At 64.8% G+C, this 20,096-nt stretch carries 17 protein-coding genes; 13 read left to right on the forward strand and 4 right to left on the reverse strand.

Features of this window, described 5'->3' with window-relative positions:
• Positions 1-25 precede the first annotated feature (25 nt).
• Positions 26-883 carry a LysR family transcriptional regulator gene (locus ACTDXD_RS05025; protein ID WP_440126075.1) on the forward strand — a complete coding sequence of 286 codons (858 nt, stop codon included), beginning with the start codon at positions 26-28 and terminating at the stop codon, positions 881-883.
• A 31-nt stretch (positions 884-914) separates the two neighbouring features.
• On the opposite strand, the gene ACTDXD_RS05030 is transcribed toward ACTDXD_RS05025, so the two are convergent.
• Positions 915-2,504: a hypothetical protein gene (locus ACTDXD_RS05030; RefSeq protein ID WP_440126076.1), complete on the reverse strand. Its 1,590-nt coding sequence runs from the start codon at positions 2,502-2,504 to the stop codon at positions 915-917.
• 359 nt (positions 2,505-2,863) lie between these two features.
• Between ACTDXD_RS05030 and ACTDXD_RS05035 the strand changes: the two genes are divergently transcribed.
• Entirely contained in the window at positions 2,864-4,279 is a 1,416-nt protein-coding gene (locus ACTDXD_RS05035) for an MFS transporter (RefSeq protein WP_440126077.1), read from the forward strand.
• On the opposite strand, the gene ACTDXD_RS05040 is transcribed toward ACTDXD_RS05035, so the two are convergent.
• Positions 4,270-5,925, reverse strand: coding sequence for a PucR family transcriptional regulator (locus tag ACTDXD_RS05040; protein WP_440126078.1), 1,656 nt, complete (start codon positions 5,923-5,925; stop codon positions 4,270-4,272). The two genes, ACTDXD_RS05035 and ACTDXD_RS05040, sit on opposite strands and share 10 nt — an antisense overlap.
• A 246-nt stretch (positions 5,926-6,171) precedes the next feature.
• Here ACTDXD_RS05040 and ACTDXD_RS05045 point away from each other — a divergent pair, with 246 nt between their 5' ends.
• The 9 genes from ACTDXD_RS05045 to ACTDXD_RS05085 all read left to right on the forward strand — a co-directional run bounded on the left by ACTDXD_RS05045 (position 6,172) and on the right by ACTDXD_RS05085 (position 14,191).
• The gene (locus tag ACTDXD_RS05045; RefSeq protein WP_440126079.1) at positions 6,172-6,621 is read left to right on the forward strand and encodes a GlcG/HbpS family heme-binding protein; all 450 of its coding nucleotides are present in this window, start codon (positions 6,172-6,174) and stop codon (positions 6,619-6,621) included.
• Positions 6,622-6,806: 185 nt separating this feature from the next.
• The gene (locus ACTDXD_RS05050) at positions 6,807-7,526 is read left to right on the forward strand and encodes a TenA family transcriptional regulator (RefSeq protein ID WP_440126080.1); all 720 of its coding nucleotides are present in this window, start codon (positions 6,807-6,809) and stop codon (positions 7,524-7,526) included.
• A 68-nt stretch (positions 7,527-7,594) separates the two neighbouring features.
• A complete protein-coding gene (locus tag ACTDXD_RS05055; RefSeq protein WP_440126081.1) occupies positions 7,595-7,942 on the forward strand; it encodes a Rieske (2Fe-2S) protein in 348 nt (115 codons plus the stop codon).
• Positions 7,939-9,165: an NAD(P)/FAD-dependent oxidoreductase gene (locus tag ACTDXD_RS05060; RefSeq protein WP_440126082.1), complete on the forward strand. Its 1,227-nt coding sequence runs from the start codon at positions 7,939-7,941 to the stop codon at positions 9,163-9,165. The genes ACTDXD_RS05055 and ACTDXD_RS05060 overlap by 4 nt, the downstream gene beginning before the upstream one ends.
• Positions 9,162-10,598 carry an aldehyde dehydrogenase family protein gene (locus ACTDXD_RS05065; RefSeq protein WP_440126083.1) on the forward strand — a complete coding sequence of 479 codons (1,437 nt, stop codon included), beginning with the start codon at positions 9,162-9,164 and terminating at the stop codon, positions 10,596-10,598. The genes ACTDXD_RS05060 and ACTDXD_RS05065 overlap by 4 nt, the downstream gene beginning before the upstream one ends.
• Positions 10,599-10,637: 39 nt before the next feature.
• Positions 10,638-10,994, forward strand: a complete 357-nt coding sequence (locus tag ACTDXD_RS05070; RefSeq protein ID WP_440126084.1) for a Rieske (2Fe-2S) protein — start codon at positions 10,638-10,640, stop codon at positions 10,992-10,994.
• Positions 10,991-12,583: a gamma-glutamyltransferase family protein gene (locus tag ACTDXD_RS05075; protein ID WP_440126085.1), complete on the forward strand. Its 1,593-nt coding sequence runs from the start codon at positions 10,991-10,993 to the stop codon at positions 12,581-12,583. Before ACTDXD_RS05070 ends, ACTDXD_RS05075 begins: the two co-directional genes overlap by 4 nt.
• Positions 12,573-13,007, forward strand: a complete 435-nt coding sequence (locus tag ACTDXD_RS05080) for a RidA family protein (protein ID WP_440126086.1) — start codon at positions 12,573-12,575, stop codon at positions 13,005-13,007. The genes ACTDXD_RS05075 and ACTDXD_RS05080 overlap by 11 nt, the downstream gene beginning before the upstream one ends.
• Before the next feature lie 326 nt (positions 13,008-13,333).
• Positions 13,334-14,191: an AraC family transcriptional regulator gene (locus tag ACTDXD_RS05085; protein ID WP_440127541.1), complete on the forward strand. Its 858-nt coding sequence runs from the start codon at positions 13,334-13,336 to the stop codon at positions 14,189-14,191.
• Positions 14,192-14,256: 65 nt separating this feature from the next.
• On the opposite strand, the gene ACTDXD_RS05090 is transcribed toward ACTDXD_RS05085, so the two are convergent.
• Positions 14,257-15,540, reverse strand: coding sequence for an amidohydrolase family protein (locus tag ACTDXD_RS05090; protein WP_440126087.1), 1,284 nt, complete (start codon positions 15,538-15,540; stop codon positions 14,257-14,259).
• 132 nt (positions 15,541-15,672) lie between these two features.
• The gene (locus ACTDXD_RS05095; protein WP_440126088.1) at positions 15,673-17,328 is read right to left on the reverse strand and encodes a bifunctional fumarylacetoacetate hydrolase/alpha/beta hydrolase family protein; all 1,656 of its coding nucleotides are present in this window, start codon (positions 17,326-17,328) and stop codon (positions 15,673-15,675) included.
• 150 nt (positions 17,329-17,478) lie between these two features.
• Between ACTDXD_RS05095 and ACTDXD_RS05100 the strand changes: the two genes are divergently transcribed.
• On the forward strand, positions 17,479-18,189 hold the full coding sequence (locus ACTDXD_RS05100; protein ID WP_440126089.1) for a FadR/GntR family transcriptional regulator: 711 nt from the start codon (positions 17,479-17,481) through the stop codon (positions 18,187-18,189).
• A gap of 311 nt (positions 18,190-18,500) precedes the next feature.
• On the forward strand, positions 18,501-20,045 hold the full coding sequence (locus ACTDXD_RS05105; RefSeq protein ID WP_440126090.1) for an ABC transporter substrate-binding protein: 1,545 nt from the start codon (positions 18,501-18,503) through the stop codon (positions 20,043-20,045).
• The last annotated feature ends 51 nt before the right edge of the window (positions 20,046-20,096 follow it).

The following is a 20,096-nucleotide window of genomic DNA, read 5'->3' on the forward strand; positions in this document are numbered from 1 at the left end:
TCACGAAACGTGATTGAATACGGGGGTGTTCGATCCCATCCATTTGCGCAGCTTCCTCGCGGTCGAGCGCGATCGCAGTTTCAGCTTCGCCGCCCGGCGACTCGGTCTGCGGCAATCGACGGTCAGCCAGCACATCGCCAAGCTCGAGCAGGCGATCGGTCGCCGGCTCTTCATACGCGACACGCACTCGGTGGAGCTGACCGCAGACGGCAGCGTGATGGTCGGATTCGCCCAGGAGATCCTGGACCGGCACGAGACCGCACGACGATACTTCGCGGAATCGGAAGTCAGTGGCAGGCTCCGGTTCGGGGCCTCGGAGGACCTCGTCCTGCACGAGTTGCCTCTGATCCTCGCCGAATTCCGGCGTAGTCACCCGCGGATCGATTTCGAGCTCACCGTCGCCCTGAGCGAGGAACTCCATCGGAAATTGGACGACGGCGAGCTCGATCTGATGTTCGGCAAACGCCGACCGGGCGATCGCCACGGCGAGCTGGTTTTCCGCGATCAGCTGGAATTTCTCGCCGCCCCAGGGTTCGCGTGGGAACCGAACGGTCCCGTTCCGCTGGTCACCTATCCCCCGCCGTCCCTCACACGGGAGATCGCACTCGACACATTGCACCAAGCCGGTCTGAGCACTCGCATCACCTGCGTCGCAGACAGCCTGAACGGTCTGCGAGCAGCCGCCCTCGCCGGCCTCGGGATCGTTCTCCACGCCGGCCGGCTACCGCCGAGCGGGCTCGAGCAGGTTCGCACGGCCGGCCGTCATCTGCCGAATGCAGGCGAGCTGGAGTTCGTTCTCGCCTCCCGGAGGAGTGTGCTGAACGAACCGGAGCGGGAACTTCGGGCTGTGATCATGGCGAATGTCGACCGGCTCGGGCACTGAGCACGTGTTACCGCTGCTGGTCGTGCGGACGCTAGAACATCAACACCGCGAACACCGTCGACAGGACGAGCCCGGAGATGACGGGGATGAAACACTTCCGGGCGAGATCGAGGACGGGCACGCGAGCGAAACCGGCGACCGCAACGAGCGACGACCACGCGATGATCACTCCGCCACCTGCCCAGATGTTGCCCATCTGCCCGATGGCCGCGAGCGTCGACGGATCGACGTCGACCGCAGGACCGAGCGCACCCGACAACGCACCCGTGAGCGGAAGTCCACTGAATCCTGAACCGTCAAGCCCCGCGACCAAGCCGATGAGCAGGATCCCGAACGACGTGACGAACGCGTTCTGCGGTAGGTGTGCCTGGATCGCGGTGACGAGATCGAACAAGATCGCAGGGGCAGTCTCACCCTTGGGAGTACCGAGGATCGCGCCCGCGAAGTCGGGGTTGCCGATGAAGAAGAACCCGGCGATAGGCAGCACAACGCCCATGGCCTTGAACGCGAACACCAAGCCGTCGACGAGGTGGTCCGAAGTCGTCTCGAGGAAGCCGCCACGATCGGTAGATGCTGCGGCGGCGAACAGGACCAGTGCCGCGATACCGCCGACGATCGCAGCGGCGTCGCCGCCCTGCAGGGGTGGTACGACCTCGGTGAACTTACCCAACATCAGGTAGACAATGAACGCCAGGTAGGCCAATGGCACGAGCATCGCGAACGCTTTTGCGGTGCCGCGGCGTTCTTTCTCCGCGTCGGCGACTTCGGCGGGGAACGGGTTCGTGGCGGGGACGAGCACGGCAGTCGTCGTGACCGTCTGCGAACCTCCACCCGTCGGCCTGCCGGTCGGGTTCGTCGGCACCGGCTTCGACGTTCCGGCGCCACCGGAAAGATCATCGGACGCATCACCACGCGAGCGTGAATCGCCGATTCCCCGATCTGCTTCGGCTTCCCACTCGACGAGCAGGTCAGGCGACGGCGTGCGCCAGGTCTTCTTCTGCATGAAGTAGGTGATCAGGAGAGCGGTACCCCCGACGATGAGCGAAAGCACGAGCGCCTTGTCGGCCACCGAATCAGTGTCGACACCCGCGGCGGATGCGGAGATGCCCGGTGCGACCTTGATGATGTAGTCCGACGACAACGCCATCCCCTGGCCGCAGATCGCGATGACCATGCCCACCGAGAGCGGAGACATGCCTGCCCGAATGGCGACGGGAATCAGCACCGCGCCGACCAGGGGGACGGCGGGAGTCGGCCAGAAGAACAACGAGATCACATACGTGACGGCGGCGAGAACCAGGAAGCTGCTCGTCCCGGCACGCATCACACGCCGGAACGGCGCGACCATCATCCGGTCTGCGCCGAGCTGACGCAGCGCGCCGAGCATCGCAGTGACCATCGCGATGATGAGGAAGATGTTGAAGAGTTCCTTCGCTGCCACCAGGCTCGCGTTGAAGATGGAAGACAGGCCGGTGACGATGCTGCCGGAGAACACCAATGCGGTCAGGAACGTTGCGACGATTGCGGGCACGACGATGTTCTTTCGCATCGCCATGATGACCAGAATGACCAGAATGCCGCCCAGATAGACCCAGTGGGCGGCGGTGAGTTGTACGTCCAAGGCATGTCCTCCAACAGGAGAGCGGAGCGGATCGAGGGCTGTATTCGAGGAACTTTCCGCGTTCCGTGATGCTTGGTCAACGAGAACCATGCACAGTGCCCGGAACGCTACATGTGCAATGTGTTCCACTTTTGCGATTTCGTGTCATCGGGTCGCACGAATGTGGAAGATTGCTACGAACATGTGTCGCGCGTGAGGCGTCCTGGTCATTCGACAGCCTGCTGTGCACAGTGTCCATACCAGCAGCCCAAGCATGTGCTCATTGCCCCCACGACGCTGATGCACACGCTCGGTCGACGGTGGGAAAGTGGAGCGACGGCTCGCACAGGGCCGTGCAGTTCGACTGGTTCAGGAGCTCGATGACAACATCCACCACGGTGCCTGCGGCGTCGCCGGACGCATCCGACACCGGTACCCCCCTCGCACTGTCCGCGCTCCTCGCCGGCACTCTCGTCGGAACTTTGAGTAACAACATCATCAACGTTCCTCTTGTCCAGATACTTTCGGATTTCGATGCATCGTTGGAGGACGGCGCTCTGCTTGCCGTCGCTTTTCTCCTCACCTTCGCAGCGGCAATGCCACTCGCGGGATACATCGGTGACCGCTTCGGACGCCGGCGTGTGTACTGCGCCGCCCTGCTCGGAACCGCAGTGTGCTCCGCTGGAGCGGCAACGGCACCGAGCCTCGAAGTCCTCATCGCGTGGCGAGCGCTCGGCGGTGTCGCGGCAGCAGCCTTCGCTCCGGCGGTGATGGGTCTGATCGCGTGGCTGTTCGATCCGCAGCGTCGCGCGCGTGCCGTGGGGGCCTGGGCAACCGTCAACGGGATCGGTCAGGCGATCGGCCCGTCGCTCGGCGGGTTCGTCGCGGGCGGCTGGGGCTGGCGGTGGGTGTTCGTCCCCCTCATTCCGATCGCCTTGGTCGGCTTCGCTGGAACACTGCGGTGGATCCCCGCGTTCCCTGGGCGACCCATGCGTCTCGACGTGGTCGGCGCGGCGACACTCACAGCCGGAGCTACAGGGATCATTCTGGGTCTGAGCATGTTCGGCCAAGGCGGGGTGGCGCCCGCTGCGCCTCCGGTGGTGCTCGCCGCGTCCGTGTTGCTACTCGGGTGGTTCGTCGCGCATTGCCTGCGCGTATCTGTCCCCTTCGTCGATGTGCGTCTGCTGGTCGAAACTCGCTTCGCCCGGAGCTCGGTTGCTGCGTTCACGCAGATGTTCTGTCTCGGAACGGCTTTATTGGCGGTACCGATCCGATTGACGGCGACGGGAGAGTCCACTGCGACGTCGGGCATGGTCCTCTTCGCGCTCCCGGCGGTGATGGCCGTACTCGCACCGCTGGTGGGGCGTACGACAGATCGGATCGGCGCACGACGCGTCCTGCGGTTCGGCTTGGCCGTACTGGTGGTGATGCAGGGCGCGCTCGGGGCCGTCTTGTCGAACGACGAGCCGTACCTATGGCTCGTTGCCGTCGTACTCGCTGTCAGCGGAGCGGGAATCGCCGCCGTTCAGACACCGGCTGCGGCCGGATCGACCCGCTCCCCCGCCGGCGCACACGGCACCGGACTCGGGGTCTTCAACCTCATCCGCTTCGGCGGCTCCGCCGTCGGCGCGGCATGGGTGACGATCGCGCTCTCGGCGTGGTCGATCGGGGTCGTATTCGTCGTGTGCGCTGTCGTCGCCTGCCTCGGACTCGCCGTCTCGTACCTCGGACGCGATCCCGAAGATGCCGCCGAGCTTCGCCCCACCGGAGATACCGATGCGCACTCTCAACGGTAGTTGATCTCACGATCGACAGAGGTGTGCAGGCGGTCGAGCAGCTCGAGCCTGACCGCGAGCCAGGCTGTGAACTGGTTCTCCGGTACCCGCACGTCCATCGACATTGCACGCGAGATCCGGTCGAGTTTCGAGAGCATGGTGTTGCGGTGCACGCTGAGTTCGCGTGCGGCAGCATTGACGTTCCCGCCGGCACCTAGATACGCGACGAGCGTGTCGTATAGATCGCTACCGGGCCGGAGGGAGCCGAGCACGTCGTCGACGAATCGTCGACTACGGTCCGATTCGGCGACGAGTTCGAGGACACCGTACCCACGCAGATCGTGGTACGACACCGAACCCGACATACCCATCCGCTGCCCGATCCCGAGCGCCACCCGGGCCTGCCGGTAGCTTTCCCGGATCTGGTCGGCACCCAGCGCAGGGACCCCATGCGCGACCGGGACCGGACTACCCCTACGGCGCGAAAGGTCTTGTGCCACAGCATCTGCAAACTCATCGATCTCTGCCTCGATGTCGGGAGCATCGCGATACCGGAGTGAACGCACCACAACGAGAGCGTCGCCGATCACGGTCACATACGACCGCACCGAAGGGTGCGGCAGGACACTGGCCGCGTACCGGGCCAACCGCAGCAGCCCGCTTGCTTCCTCACCACCCGGCGCCGCGGGGTTCCCGCTGTAACCGGGGGCGACGAACACCGCGAACGTCGAGGTGAGATCGATGTCGTGATGTTCGGCGCGAGCCTCCATGTCGTGCCGACTGGAGAAGCTGCCGTGCACGAGCGCTTGAACGAAATCACCGCGCGCACGTTCCTCGGCCTCGTCGACGCTGCTTTGGCGCAACATCTCGGAGCCGATGATGGCGGAAGCCTGCTCGGTGACCACCGCGTGTTGAGCGAGGTCGTGTGGTCCCGGAGCCGGGTCGGGAGCGAGGATCACCACCCATCCCTCGAATCGCCTACCGAGCCGGATGGCGCCGGCGGTGCAGGTCCAGCGCACGCCGCCCGCAGTCTCCTCCACTACGCGTGTGTCGTGGTGCTGTTGTCTGCTTGCTCCCGACGTGCCGGCAAGAGGACCCCGGAGTTTCTGTGCGATCTCGTCGACCATCTCCCGATCGATACCGTGATGGGCGACTGCCTGACCACGGGCGTCGAGGACCAGCGCAGGATGCTGCGCGAGTGACGACACTTCCTTGATCAACAGGGCCAAGCCTGCACCCCGGTGGAGCAGCCCGGCGAGCGTGGAGTGCACGAGCGCGGAGTAGCGCATGACGTGCACTTCCTGTGTCAGCGACCGTTCAGCGAGCAACCTGTTGAGCGCAGCGAATCCGACGGGAATGTCCAGTTCGATGACGGGGAGGCCCGATGGCAACGGAGCGTCCAGGGTGGGGAGCGCACCGTCGACGATGAGCGCTGCCGCGCCGCGCGCCGCCATCGCTGACACCGCATGCGTATTGGCCGCGAGCGACTCCGGCCGCGCATACACCGCGACGCCGGAGAGGTCGTCGTACCGGCCCATGACCTCGCCGATCGGCAACACCCAGGTGAGAGCACGATCGAGATGCACTCCGCCCGGTGCGACGTGCGCACCGGCCATGAGCGATTCGTCGAGCAGACCGCGGACGGTCAGGCGCGGACTCGGTTCCACAGCAACCTGCTTCCCTCGTGGACGGCGACGCTGCGCGGGAACGGAACGTCATGCACTTCCCTACATCAGATACCAGAGCTAGAAAGCCCCCGAACATGTGCACACTGCCCACGATATTCCGATAAGTGGGGTTACATTGTCCATCCCGATTGTGTCGTCGCGCTGTTAGAAATAAGCCAGGCCCGACACCACGGAGACACCGGCCGAACAAGCCGAACCATTCCCCGACTTCGAAAGCGGAGACCAATGCATCGAATTCATCGGATCGACCTCGACGACGCACTTCCACTGCTCGCCGCCGGCCGCGCCAAGGCCGAGGAACTCGGCGTCAAGCAGACCCTGTGCGTGTGCGACGAAAGCGCGAATGTCATCGCACTGCAACGACTTCCCGGGGCGCGGCTGACCGGAGTCGACATCGCGATCGCCAAGGCTTTCACAGCTGCCGGCCACGAGCGGGCCACCCACCTGTTCAACGAACCGCCCAACGGCCCCGCACTGCCCGGCAACGAAGCCTTCGGCATCAGCCACATGCTGCCCGGCAAATTCGCCGTCTTCGTCGGTGGCTTCCCGCTCGTCCACGACGGCCAGATCGTCGGCGCAGTGGGAATCAGTGGCGGAAACGGTGAACAGGACAAGGCCGTCGGCGCCGCGATGCTCGCCGAGTTCGAAGCGCTCGTCTCTGCACCCACCCACTGAACCCGTGCACATCGACCCTGACGAGCCGCTCCCTCCGTTCATTGTGACCGTGGCAGCACACCCCACCCGCACTTAAGGTCGATGACACCGAAACGAGCTGCATACAAGCCACTTTCGGACCGCACTGTCGCGGACATACCGCAAGCCCGACATCGCCCGCACGATCAACGTGAAAGGCATATCTCATGACCGAACTGCTCGGACGCGACGAGTTCCGCGCCGCACTCGAAAGCGCCATCAAGGGCCGCGAGGCCAAGAACGCATCGTTCAGCAAGGCGTGGGCCGAAGGCAAGCTCGAGAAGCACCACTTCGCCCGCTGGGCCGAGAACCACTATCACTACGTCGGCCCGTTCGCCGACTACCTCGCCAACATCTACTCCAACACCCCCGACCACTACACCGACGCCAAGGACTTCACCCTCCAGAACATGTACGAGGAGGAACTCGCCGACATCCGGCACACCGACCTCCTCATCAAGTTCGCCGAGGCATGCGGTACCACCAAGGAACGCATCGAAGACCCGAACAACATGAACGCTGTCACCCGCGGCCTTCAGGCCTGGTGCTACGCGGTCTCGCAGCGCGAGCACTTCGTGGTCGCCACCGCTGCACTCGTGGTCGGCCTCGAATCCCAGGTACCGAGTATCTACAAGAAGCAGATCATCCCGCTGCGAGAAGTGTACGGATTCACCGAGGACGAGATCGAGTTCTTCGATCTGCACATCACCTCCGATGTCGTCCACGGGGAGCGCGGCTACCAGATCGTGCTCGACTGCGCCGATACCCCTGCGCTGCAGCAGCGTTGCCTGCAGCTGGTGCGGTGGGGTGCGGAGATGCGCTTCTCGTACACGAAGGGCCTGTACGACAGCTACGTCGCGCCCGACTTGGAGCTGGCGTCGGCCTGACCCCGACGAGCGTGGGCGGGAGCCCCGAATAGGCTCCCGCCCCGCAGCACACGAGCGAAGGAGTAACAATGTCCGCCCCACAGACTTGGGTTGCTGTCGCCACCGTCAAAGAGGTGACTCGGCGCCGCAAGCTCCGCGTGGACGTAGAGGGCGTGGCGATCGCGCTTTTCCACGCGAACGACCGCATCTACGCCTTCGCCGACCTCTGCGTCCACCAGGACCGCTCCCTCGCCAAGGGCACGTTGCTGCACGGCCGCGTCATCTGCCCCGGTCACCAATGGCGGTTCGACCTCGACACCGGGTACGAAGAAGACCAGGACCTCTGCCAGCCGACGTACGCCGTGCACGTCGACGGCGACACCGTCCACATCGATCCCACACCGCGTTCCGTGTCCGGAAGGGAGTGCACATCATGACCGTCCGCACCGTGGTCACCATCGGCGCCGGCCAGGTTGCAGCCGTCGCCGCCCGCACCCTGCGCCGCCGCGGCTTCGACGGCAGGATAATCCTGCTCGGCGACGAACCTCACGCCCCCTACCAGCGCCCCCCACTGTCGAAAGAATTCCTCGCGGGACGCGAAGGGGCGGAGCCACTGTCGCTTCTGACTCCGAAGTGGCTGGACGCCAACGACATCGACATCCGCACGGGCATTACCGTCCGACGGGTCGACACCGCCTCCAGCACGATCGAATTCGACGGCGGAACACTCACCGCCGATGCCGTACTCCTCGCCACCGGAGGCCGACCGCGTCGCATTGCGGCGACGGGACCCCGCCCCGATCTCGTCCACTACCTCCGCACCCTCGACGACGCAGTGGCCCTCGCCCCGCGCCTCACACCGGGCCGAACGCTCGCCGTCGTCGGTGGCGGATTCATCGGACTCGAGATCGCTGCGACCGCCAGTTCTCTCGGTGTGAATGTCACGGTCATCGAGCAGGCAGAGAACCTACTCGGCAGCATCCTCGGAGTGCGGGCCGGGAACCACTGCGCGGATCTTCACCGCCGCAACGGCGTCGACCTACGCACCGGCACGGGCGTCGCCGCTCTCGACACCTCCGACCGAGGCGTCCGAATTACGACGACCACCGGCGATACCATCGAAGCCGACGCGGTGGTGGTCGGTATCGGAATCGTCGCCAACGTCGAAGTCGCCGCTGCGAGTGGCTTGGCCGTCGACGGTGGGATCGTAGTCGACGCCGTCGGTCGCACATCGGTGCCGAACATCTATGCCGCGGGCGACGTTGCCAGTCGACACTCACCCCGCGCGGGCCGACACATCCGCGTCGAACATTTCGACAACGCCAACCGGCAGGCGGGTGTGGTCGCCGATACGATCGTCGGACGCAACTCGCTCTCCGACGATCCTCACTGGTTCTGGTCCGATCAATACGACACAAACATTCAGTTCGTAGGAAACGCCTCCGGTGCAACACGCTTGGTTGTCCGCGGCGACATCGATACCGGCGAGTTCACCCTCTTCTATCTCTCGGACGAGGTTCTCACTGCTGCATTCGCGATGGACCGAGGCGAAGACATCATGGCCGCCCGCGAACTGGTCGGAGAGCGCGTCGACGCTGCCCTGCTCGCCGACGAGGACACCGACCTGTGGGAAATGCACGAAGAATTGGAGCAGGCATGACGATCATCGGATCGAACTTCATCGACGGCAAGTGGGTACCATCCGATTCCGGAAAAGTGTTCGAACGACGCAACCCCGCAGACAATTCCGATCTGATCGGCACCTTCCCCGCGTCGGAACACATCGATGTGCAGAACGCCGTCGATGCGCTCGACAAGGCTGCGCCCGAGTGGGCCGCGACCCCACCGGAGCGACGAGCCGCCATCCTCGACGCTGCCGCCGATCAGCTCACCGCGAATGCAGAAGCACTCGTCGAGGAGTTGATCCGGGAAGAAGGAAAGACCCGTGCCGAGGCAGCAATGGAAGTAAGCCGCACGCCGATGAACCTGCGGTTCTACGCCGGCGAGGCCCACCGGGCAACCGGCACGGTCTACCCCGGTGGTGGCTCGACCACGGTGTACACCGTGCGCGAACCCATCGGGATTGTGGGCGCGATCACGCCGTGGAACTTCCCGCTCAACATTCCGTCCCGCAAACTCGGGCCTGCTCTCGCCGCTGGAAACACGGTGCTGTTCAAACCGTCCGAGATCACGCCGCTCATGGGCCAACGCCTCGTCGAAGCCCTACTCGCCGGCGGACTACCGGCCGGCGCGATCGCCCTTGTCCAGGGTGACGGCAGCGCCGGTGCCGCGGTGGTTGGCGACGAACGTGTGGCGGCGGTGACATTCACCGGTTCCACCGAGGTCGGCAAGGCAATCCACCGGGGAATCGGTCCCGAACGCCGCGTTCAACTGGAGATGGGTGGAAAGAACCCCGTCGTCGTGCTCGCCGATGCCGATCTCGACGCCGCTGCGGCACTTATCGTCAAGGGCGCGTTCGGATTGTCGGGACAGGCATGCACCGGTACCAGCCGCGTGATCGCGGTCGACGAGATTCACGATGCGCTGCTGGGAAAGGTGATCGCACTGACCGAAGCTCTGACGGTGGGGCGCGGCTCGGACCAGGGCGTGTCCATGGGACCGCTCGCCTCCGCAGCTCAGCTCGACAAATTCCTCGAATACGTCGACATCGGTGTCGGCGCAGGGGCACGACTAGTCTGCGGTGGACCGCACAGTGACGGATTGTTCGTGCGTCCCACCATCTTCGCCGACACCGCTCCCGGCATGAGGCTGCTGACCGACGAGATTTTCGGCCCCATCCTCGCCTTCCAGCGCGCGTCCTCGTTCGATGATGCCCTCACTCTGGCGAACGACACCGCGTTCGGCCTCAGCGCATCGATAGTGACGAAGAACCTGCCGGATGCACATCGATTCATCGCGGGATCGAGGACCGGGCTGGTGAAGGTCAATCAACCCACCACCGGAATGGCCATGAATGCGCCGTTCGGCGGCTACAAGCAGTCGAGCACCCAGACGTTCAAGGAACAAGCAGGGCCGACCCTCATGCAGTTCTACCAATCCGAGAAAACCGTCTACCTGTCATCCGAAGCCTGACTGTTCGGCCGATACGGCACACCTACCTGGAGGAAGACCATGGAATTCAAGCGAGTGGCCCGTTCCGGGCAGGTAACCGAAGGGATCGTACGCCGTTTCTACGCTGAAGAGTACGAATTCGCGATCTCGCGACTCGACGGCAAGGCATACGCGACATCCAACTACTGTTCTCACCTCGACTGCTTGTTGTCATCCGGCAAGCTCGTGCAGGACGGAATCGGATGTTCTTGCCATGGGAGCGCTTTCGACCTCGAGACCGGCGAACCGATCTGCCCGCCCGCGACCGAGCCGATCAAGACCTACCCGTGCGAAGAACGCGACGGCGAGATTTTCGTCGGCATTGATCCCAGCGAACCTCCGGAAGGCCCGCGCCGACGCAGAATGAGGTCGGCATGAGCGCACGGCGCCCCGCCACGCTGGCGACCGGAGGCATGGTTGCGTCGAGTCACCCACTCGCGAGCCAAGCGGGAGCGCGAGTACTCGCCGACGGCGGCAACGCGGTCGATGCAGCACTCGCGATGGCGGCAATGACGTGGCTGACCCTGCCCGGACAATGCGGCATCGGAGGCGACGCCTTCGCGGTGGTGCGAGATCCGGATGGATCCGTATGGACCGTCAACGGCAGTGGATACGGACCGGATGGAGGCACTGCCGGCTTCTATCGGGATCGGGGACTCGACGCGATTCCACTGGACGGCGCACTCGCCGTCGCCGTACCCGGCGCCCCCGCCGCCCTCGCTGCCCTGCACTCGTGCGGGGCGAGCATGCCGTTGCCCGACCTGTGGGAGCCTGCCGCGCGCATCGCAGAACACGGACTGCCGTGCTCCGCGAAGACCCGCGCTGACATACAAACAGCACTCCACGCCATCCGGGCCGACGCCGGGCTCGCATCGGTGTACACGGCGTCCGGTGACGCTCCCCATATGGGCGACCGGCTCCCGCAAGTCGATCTGGCGCACACGATCCGCACCATCGCATCGGATCCTTCGTCGTTCTACACGGGAGTGCTTGCCGAGCGATGTGTAGCGGGGCTGCAGGAATTCGGTGCGCCGTTCAGCGGTGACGAATGGGAGGAGTGCGGGACGGTTCTCGTCGAACCTGCACTGACCGGTGTGTACGCGAAGGAGACCATACACCAGACTCCGCTGCCGACCCCTGGATGGATGGTGCTGCAACAGGCCGCGCTGTGCGATGGAGAGCTGAACGCGGGGCCGTGGCTGAGTGCTTCGGCGATCGACCGGATGTCGCGCGCCGCAGCGCTCACGTTCGAGGACCGATTGCGCTGGTGCAGTTCGGACAACGAGGGCGTCGATCGCGCACTGTCCGCCACGAACATCGCTGCGGGCCGGTCTCGCCTCGCATCTCGCGCACCTGTGGGTGCCTTCGCGGTATCGGGCGGCGACACGACGTCGCTCGTCACGGTCGACTCCGAGGGGAGAGCCGTCTCGTTCATCCACTCCCTCGCCTTCACATTCGGGGCGAAGTTCACGGTGCCGGGAACCGGCGTCGTCCTCAACAACCGTCTCGGTCGCGGGGCATACCTGATCGACGGCCACCCAAACGAGGTAGCGCCGCGACGCAAACCGTTACACACACTCAACGCGTGGATCGTCACCGGTAACGACGGCAAGCTCCGGCACGTCGGCAATACCCCGGGTGGCGATGGACAGGTCCAGTGGAACATGCAACTGCTCTCGCACCTCCTCGACCACGGACTCGACCCCCAAGAGGCTGTGGAGGCCCCACGATTCACGGCATACCCCGGATCCGACGCGAACACCCTCGGCGATGCTCCCGAGCTTCGCGTCGAGGGACGCGTGGGTGATGATGTCCTGCGAGCACTCTCGGACATGGGCCATCAGGTGCAGGCGCTCGATGCTTTCGGTGCCGAGGGCAGCGCACAGATCGTGTCGGTCGACGAGCGCGGGGTCATGAGTGGTGGGAGCGATCCACGGCAGGAAGGGGTGGTGCTCGGTGTCGAGTAGTCGTCGAGTTCCTGTACCGCAGGGCCGTTATGTCGCTGCGGTACTCGCAGGCGACACGATCCGCACCGCTGGCATGACGCCACGCCTCGATGGTGCACTCACCGTCACCGGCCGAGTGGGCGCAGAGGTCAGCGTCGAGGAAGCATTTACGGCAGCGGCACTGGCCGCGCGCAACGCACTGGTGGCGGTGCGGTCGGTGTTGCCTGCCGGTTCACGTCTTCGGCCCGCGGAGATGGTGGTGTATGTCGCGGCCGCGCCCGGGTTCACCTCGCTGTCCACGGTGGCCGACGGGGCCTCCGACGTGATCGCGGACGAACTCGGTGTCGACAACCTGCCCGCGCGCAGCGCTATCGGCGTGTACACGCTGCCGGGCGGGGCGTCGGTGGAGGTTGCGCTGACTGCTGTGGTGGTGGCCGAACAGTGAAATCACGCAGCACTCGGAACAGCATGCCCACGACGCGCTCCGAATGCACCGGCCGGTTGCGTCGTCTGGCATGCGTCGGTTCGCCTGGCGCCCTCGAGCGCACTGGCGGAATCGAACGCAACAGCGGAACATCGACAGTCGCAACGATGCCCTCCGACCGCACAGCATGGTCGACGTCAACGGTGTGAGTAAAGCGCTCCGGGCGACGGCGCCCAGGAAACTGAAGTGGCTCGAGGTCGGGTGCTGGAGGAACGCGATACCGTGGAGACGATTCGGGCGGGTCGTGCAGCCACCGAGAGTGAGGGATGATGGACTCCCGAGTGTTGATGTTCGAGGCCAGAGGCCGTAGTTCGCGGTCGGCGGCGATCGATGTGCAGTCGGTCGAGGCCGACAACCCGCGAGTCCAGACAGGCCCACACGGGCACAATGATCTTGAATTGCTTTACTTCCGCACCGGTTCGGGACCACACATGGTGATGAACCGGATGGTGCCGGTCGCGCCGGGCGATGTGGTGCTGCTTCCTCCCGGCGTGGTGCACGATTTGTCGATGGTGCAGGACGCCACCGGATGGGCAGTGGAGTTTTCTCCGACGGTGTTGGAGGGCATGACCGGACTCGGCCAGTCGTTGCAATTGTGGCGATCGAATCCACTGCTCAGCCCGTTTCTGGCAGCGGAGTCCCAGACCGACGCCGGTCTCTTCCATGTAGAGGAGGCCGACCGACCCCGTTGGGAGCGCCTCCTACAGGAGCTCGACGCTGAGTTTCGTGGCATTCGCCCCCAAAGCGATCTGGCGGTGCGGGCGTACCTGCTGTTGATACTGCTCGAGGTGGCCAGGCTGGGCGGCGATGTGGAAGACGAGTTGCGGCATCGTCAGGAGCCGCTCCTGGCCGACACATTCGGAGTGATCGAGAAACATTTCGCCCAGGAACTGTCGGCTCGGGACGTGGCCGAAGTGGTGGGGATGTCACCGGGACATCTGACCACGGTGGTCCGCGAGCGGACCGGCCGGACGATCGGCGAGTGGATCACCGAACGACGGATGGCCGAAGCCCGACTGTTGTTGTCCGGCACGGACCTGCCGGTGGAGATGATCGCTCGCCGAGTCGGGTTTCGAGATCCGGCGTACTTCAATCGTCGATTCCGGCAGGTGCACGGCGAGTCGCCGGGGGCCTGGCGCAAGTGATCTCACGACGAGATCATCACTGTTTCCGGCACACCGGGCGGTGCGCCGGAAACATGTGAGCAGTGTCAGGCAAGCACGGGAGTACTGCGATGGATCTCGTCGACCTCGGCGAGTCCCCGCTCACTTCCGCTGACGGGATCCTTGTGGAACGCGCCTTCCTTCATGATGCCGACGATGCGGTCCTTGTCCTGCAGGACAGTGATGTCTGCCAGCGGGTCGCCGTCGATCAGGACCAGATCAGCGCAGTATCCGGGCTTGATCTGGCCGAGTTCGTCAGGCATCCCCATGATTTCGCCACCGAGCTTGGTTGCCGACAACAGGGCGTCCTTGGGGCTGAAATCGAGGAGGTTCACGAAGTGGGCGAGATCGCGGGCGTAGGTTCCGTGAGGCGTCCACGCGAATCCGTAGTCGCCGCCGGGGAGCACACGAATGCCGCGAGCCTTCATTTTCTTGAGTCCTTCGATGGCGCACTCGAGTTCGTAGCGGTAGCCCGCGGCTTCGGCCGCTTCGGGCGGGTAGCCGAACGCTCCGGCATCCTCGAGGGTTGCCACGAGCCAGTTGATTCCGGGTGCAACGAAAATGCGGTCCTTCTGTGCCTCCATCATGTCCAGGCCTTCCTCGTCAGTGAAGGAGGCGTGGTAGATGATGTCGACGCCGTTGCGCAGCGACATTTTCACACTTTCGCCGGAGCGGGCGTGGCTGCACACCCGAAGTCCCCGGCGGTGTGCTTCGGTGACGGCCGCGGCGGTTTCCTCGTCGGAGAAGTAATTGTCCTTGGCATGCTGGTTTCCGGTGATGTCTTCGCCGGACATCGACAGCTTGACGAGGTCTGCGCCGAGTTCGACGTTGCGGCGCACCGCTTTACGCATTTCCTCCGGCCCGTCGGCAAAGGCGGTGATGCCATTGACCAATGCGCCGCCGGTCACGGCGATCTCCTGGCAGTTCGCCAGGTAGCGTGGGCCGGGAATCTGGCCGCTGTTGATGGCGTCTCGGATGACCACATCCAGTCGTGGCTTGGCGGCAGCGGCACCGACGCACATGGTGTAGCCGTGGTCGATGTAGGTCAACGCGGAGCGGGCCGAGAGCAGGGTGTGTTCCTCGACGCCCATCGTTCCGAGGCCGGGCAGATCGGCGGAGTTCGTCCAGGAGAAGTGGGTGTGGGCATCGCACAGGGCGGGCATCAGGAACTTCCCTCCGCCATCGATGATCCGCGCGCCGGTGCGGTCGACGGCGCCGGTGCGGGCGGTGACCTCGGTGATGCGGCCGTCGGCGACGCGGGCCTCGCCGATGTAGGGATCGGCATCGGTGGCATCGAAGATACGGACGTTGGTGAACACAGTGGTGGACATCGGTCCACCTCCTTTCGGGAAGCGCAATGGGGTGAGCGAGAAGGTGGCGCCCGGGGCGAGGCTGTCCCACAGGGGGCAGGGTCGGCTCCCGCCCCGGCGTGCGCCGGTCGGTTGGCTGCAGGAGTGTGCTGGTCAGCGGCTCAGGAAGTCGACGAGCATCGCCGTGACGCGGGCGGGGTCCTCGACGGTGTGCCAATGGCCGACGCGGTCGAGAATCTCGAGGCGGGAGTCGGTGATCGACTCGGCCAACTGCTCGTTGACGGCAGTGGGACTGACCTTGTCCTCGTCTCCGGTGATCAGCAGGGTCGGTGCGACGATGTCGGTGAACTTCGGTTCGGTGGCGGCGGCGAGGGCTTCGCAGGCGTTCGCGTAGCCGGCCGGATCCTGCCCGAGCAGCAGCTCTCGCACTGCGGCGACGGCAACCGGGCGGGCGACCTTGGTTTCGGTCGAGAGTGCAGCGGCGACGATGGTGTCGGCCACTGCCTGCATGCCGCCTTCTCGGACGGTGCGGGCGCGGGCTCGTGTGGCGGACTGTGCCTGCTCGTTTTGGGCCCGCACCGCGCCCAGCAGCGCCAGATGCCCGACCCGGTCGGGATGGGTGGCCGCGAATGTGGTGGCGACCAGGGTGCCCATCGAGTGAGCTACGAGGTCGACTCGGTCGAGTCCTTCGGTGTCGAGCAGCGCGACGAGTTCGTCGACCCAGTTCTCGATGCTGTTCGGCCCGAGCGCCGGGGAACGTCCGTGGCCGGACAGGTCGTAGCGCAGCACGGTGTGTTGCTCGGCCAGAGCCTCGACCTGCGGTTCGTATACCGTACTGGCGCCGCCGAGTCCGTGGATCAGCACCACGGCCGGGCCGCTTCCTGTCTTCTCCACGAACAGCCGGCCAGAGCCGATTCGGGTGAGAGCCTCGGGTGCGTCGACACCCGCGATCACATTGCGTAGTTCACCGAGCCCGGGGGCAGAGACGATCATCTCGTCGCCGGGGGCCAGATACTTCGGCGGGTCGAATCCGATTCCGACTCCGACGGGTGTGCCGGTTGCGATCACATCTCCGGGTTCCAGGGTAATTCCTGCCGAGAGGGTCTCGATGATGGTGGGCACATCGAAGATCAGCTGGGCAGTGTTGGCGTCCTGACGCAACTCACCGTTGATGCGGGTCTGCAGCTGCAGGTCGTCGATGTCGATCTCGTCGGCAGACACGGCCCACGGCCCCATCGGACAGAACGTGTCGAGCGACTTGCCGATGAACCACTGCTTGTGAGAATGCTGCAGGTCACGGGCGGTGACATCGTTGATCAGCGTGTAACCCCACACGTAGTTCATCGCCTCGTCCTTGGAGACCTTCGAGGCGCGCTTGCCGATGATCACGCCGATCTCACCCTCGTAGTCGAGGGTGGAAGTGATGTCGACGTGCGGGTCCACCAGCTCACCGGAGGCGATCACCGACGCTGCCGGCTTGGTGAACACCACGGGATGCTCCGGGACGGGGTCGGTGTTGTTGTCGGTCGCGTCGAAACCGCTGCGCGCGAACTCTGCGGCGTGTTCGGAGTAGTTGCGTCCGACGCAGAAAATGTTGCGGTGCGGGGTGATCGGGGCGAGCAGCGAGCCTGTCGCGGCGGTGTCGTCCGCCTTGAGGCGAGAAAGTGCCGCTCTGCCGCCGGAGATGATCTGCTGCAACGTTTCCACCGGGGCACCGGTGTCGGTGAATGCGACCGGGCGTGCGGCGCCATTGTCATCGACCACGCAGATGCGCGCGCCCTCGGGAGTCTGGATTCGGGAAAAACGCACGGAAGTCCTCCTGTAGAACCAATGCCAACCAATCAGTGCAATCGGTGGCAATTCCCACGCTAGTGACAGCAAATGTGACCCACAACACACGACCTTGCAGGGAATTCGGCAGAGATTGGAGTATTTTTGGTTCTAATTGGTTGAAAGGCAATGATGTCTCCCGTCGGATCTGCAGCGCACGCGTTGCGTCACATCGAACAGCTCCTCGGTGAGGGTGCCTATCTTCCCGGCGACCGACTCCCCACCGAACGAGAACTCGCCGCAACAACCGGGCTCGGTCGAAACGCCGTCCGGGAAGCGCTGCATCATCTCGCCGATGCCGGAATCGTGACCCGGCATGTCGGCCGAGGCACTTTCCTGTCCACCACTCACACACCCGAAGTAGAGGCGAACGCCCCCAGCCCCTCCGACATCATGGCCGCACGACTGACGATCGAACCGTCGCTCATGCCAGCGGTGGTACTTGCCGCATCCGGTGCAGACCTCGCCGAACTGGAAAAATTTCTGCGCGAAGGTGAAAACGCGGCGTCTGCTTCGGAGTTCGAGCAGTGGGATGTTCGCTTCCATCACGGACTGGCCGCGGCGACCCACAACGAGGTGCTCATCGGCGTGAGTCGCTACCTCGTCCGATGCAGGCAAAAGCCGATCTGGGGCAGCTTGAAAAGCCGCACCTTCAGCACAGACACCCGCGATGCGTACTGTGCCGAACACGCCGCAATCTTGAACGCTGTCAAAGATCGTGACCCCGACGCGGCGGCCGAACATATGCGATCCCACCTCGTCCACGTTCAGCGCACGTTGACCGACCTTCGGCATCAGCCACACGCCGGCCGCCGAGTTCGCCCTCTCACCGATCGCTGATTTCAGGATCGACGACCGCAGACGTCAGGCTCGGACTCGGTTCCACGGCCACCCGCTTCCACCGAGGAAGGCGACGCCGGCGGACGGGTCGCCGGTAGAGGTTGCCCTGACCGATGCAGTGGCGACCGACCGACAGAACCTACGCAGCACTCGCTCGGCACGGGACCCACATGCGACTCCCGTTCAGCGAGACCCGCGGTGTGTTCCGGATCACCACACCATATGTTCGGCAGCGCCAGGAGGAACGGCACTTCGGTATCCGGTTGTCCTCCTGGTTTTTCTGTGGACGTACATGCTTCAGGAGGATCACCATGTCGATTGCGTCGAGAAGAAGTTCGACGGCCCGGTGGGTGGTTGCGCTCACGGCCTGCGCCGCACTACTGAGCGCCTGCGGCACCGCGACGACCACAAACTCGGGTGTCGCAGATCCCTTGATCCCCCTGCACTACGCCACCGTGTACGGGACGTCGTCGTTCGATCCGCACAAGACGACCATGACCAGCGACGCAACGATGCTCGCGCTCGTGTACGACCGCCTCGTCCACCGCGACCACCAGGCCCAGCCCGTACCGGGCCTCGCCGAATCCTGGGAACTGACCGACACGGCACTGACCCTCCACCTGCGCGAAGGTGTGACGTTCGCCGACGGCGCCCCACTCGACTCCGCCGCGGTCGTCGCAAACCTCGAGCGCGCGCTCGAACCCGATTCGATCACTGCACCGATGCTGCAGTCCGTCGCCGGGGTGTCCGCACCGGATGCACAGACCGTCGTACTGGCGCTGGATGGTCCCGGCGCGCAACTCGTCCTCACCCTCTCCGACTTGCCCGGGATGATCGTGAATCCCGATGCTTTCAGCTCGCCGGAGAAGGCCGGGGCACTCGCGCTGAGCCCGGCCGGAGCAGGCCGGTACACCGTCACCCGGTCGCAGCCCGGCGCCGAATACGAGTTCACCGCCAGGCCCGACTACTGGGATCCCGAAGCCATCGGCACCGACACCTTCGTGTGGACGGTGATGACAGATCCGCAGGCACGGCTCAGTGCCGTCTCCACCGGCGACCTCGACGTAGCCATCACTACGCCGCTGACCATCGACGCGGCGGAGCAGCAGGGGCTGCAGGTACAGACAGCGCTGCGACTCGACCATATGGCGATCAACTTCAACCGTAGCCGCGGCGAGTTCGGCAAAATCGAAGTGCGCCAGGCCATCGCACACGCCATCGATCGCCAGTCGATTGCCGACAGCGCGATGGAAGGCCACGCTGCGCCCGCCAGCCAGGACTTCCCGGAAGGCTACTTCGCCTACAACCCGGATCTCGCCGACGCCTACGCATACAACCCTGACGAGGCGCGTCGTCTGCTCGCTGCAGCGGGGCTACCCAACGGCTTCTCCTTCACCGCGGTACTCCTGAACCTCCCCGAGAACGTGCAGGTAGCGCAGATCGTGCAGCAGCAGCTCGCGCAGGTCGGCATCGACATGCAACTCCAGCCGCTGCCACCGTCGGACGCTTCCCCCACCTTCAATCGCGGCGACGCCGACGCGTACGTCACCACTTTCACCGGACGCTCCGATCCGTCCCTGCTCCTGTCGTCCCTGTACGGCGAGAACTCGCCTCAGAACCCCTCTCGCGCAACTGTTCCCGGATTCAACGAGGCACTCGACGCGGCCAACCGCGAGTCCGACCTGCAGGTACGCGGCGAGTTGCTGGGAGACGTCTCGACCCTCGTCAGCGACAACGCCCTTTCCGTACCGCTCGTGTTCTTCGAGCTCGGCTCCACGCTTACCGACCAGGTGGTGGGCTACGAACCGAACATCCTCGTCGACGAATGGCGCGGAGTCGGTATTGCCGGCGAATGATCCCCGCAGGTGTGTCGTCGTCGATGACGGCGACGCACCTGCGTCGGACAC

This window comes from Rhodococcus sp. SJ-3, from assembly GCF_051918125.1.
Lineage (GTDB): Bacteria > Actinomycetota > Actinomycetes > Mycobacteriales > Mycobacteriaceae > Rhodococcus.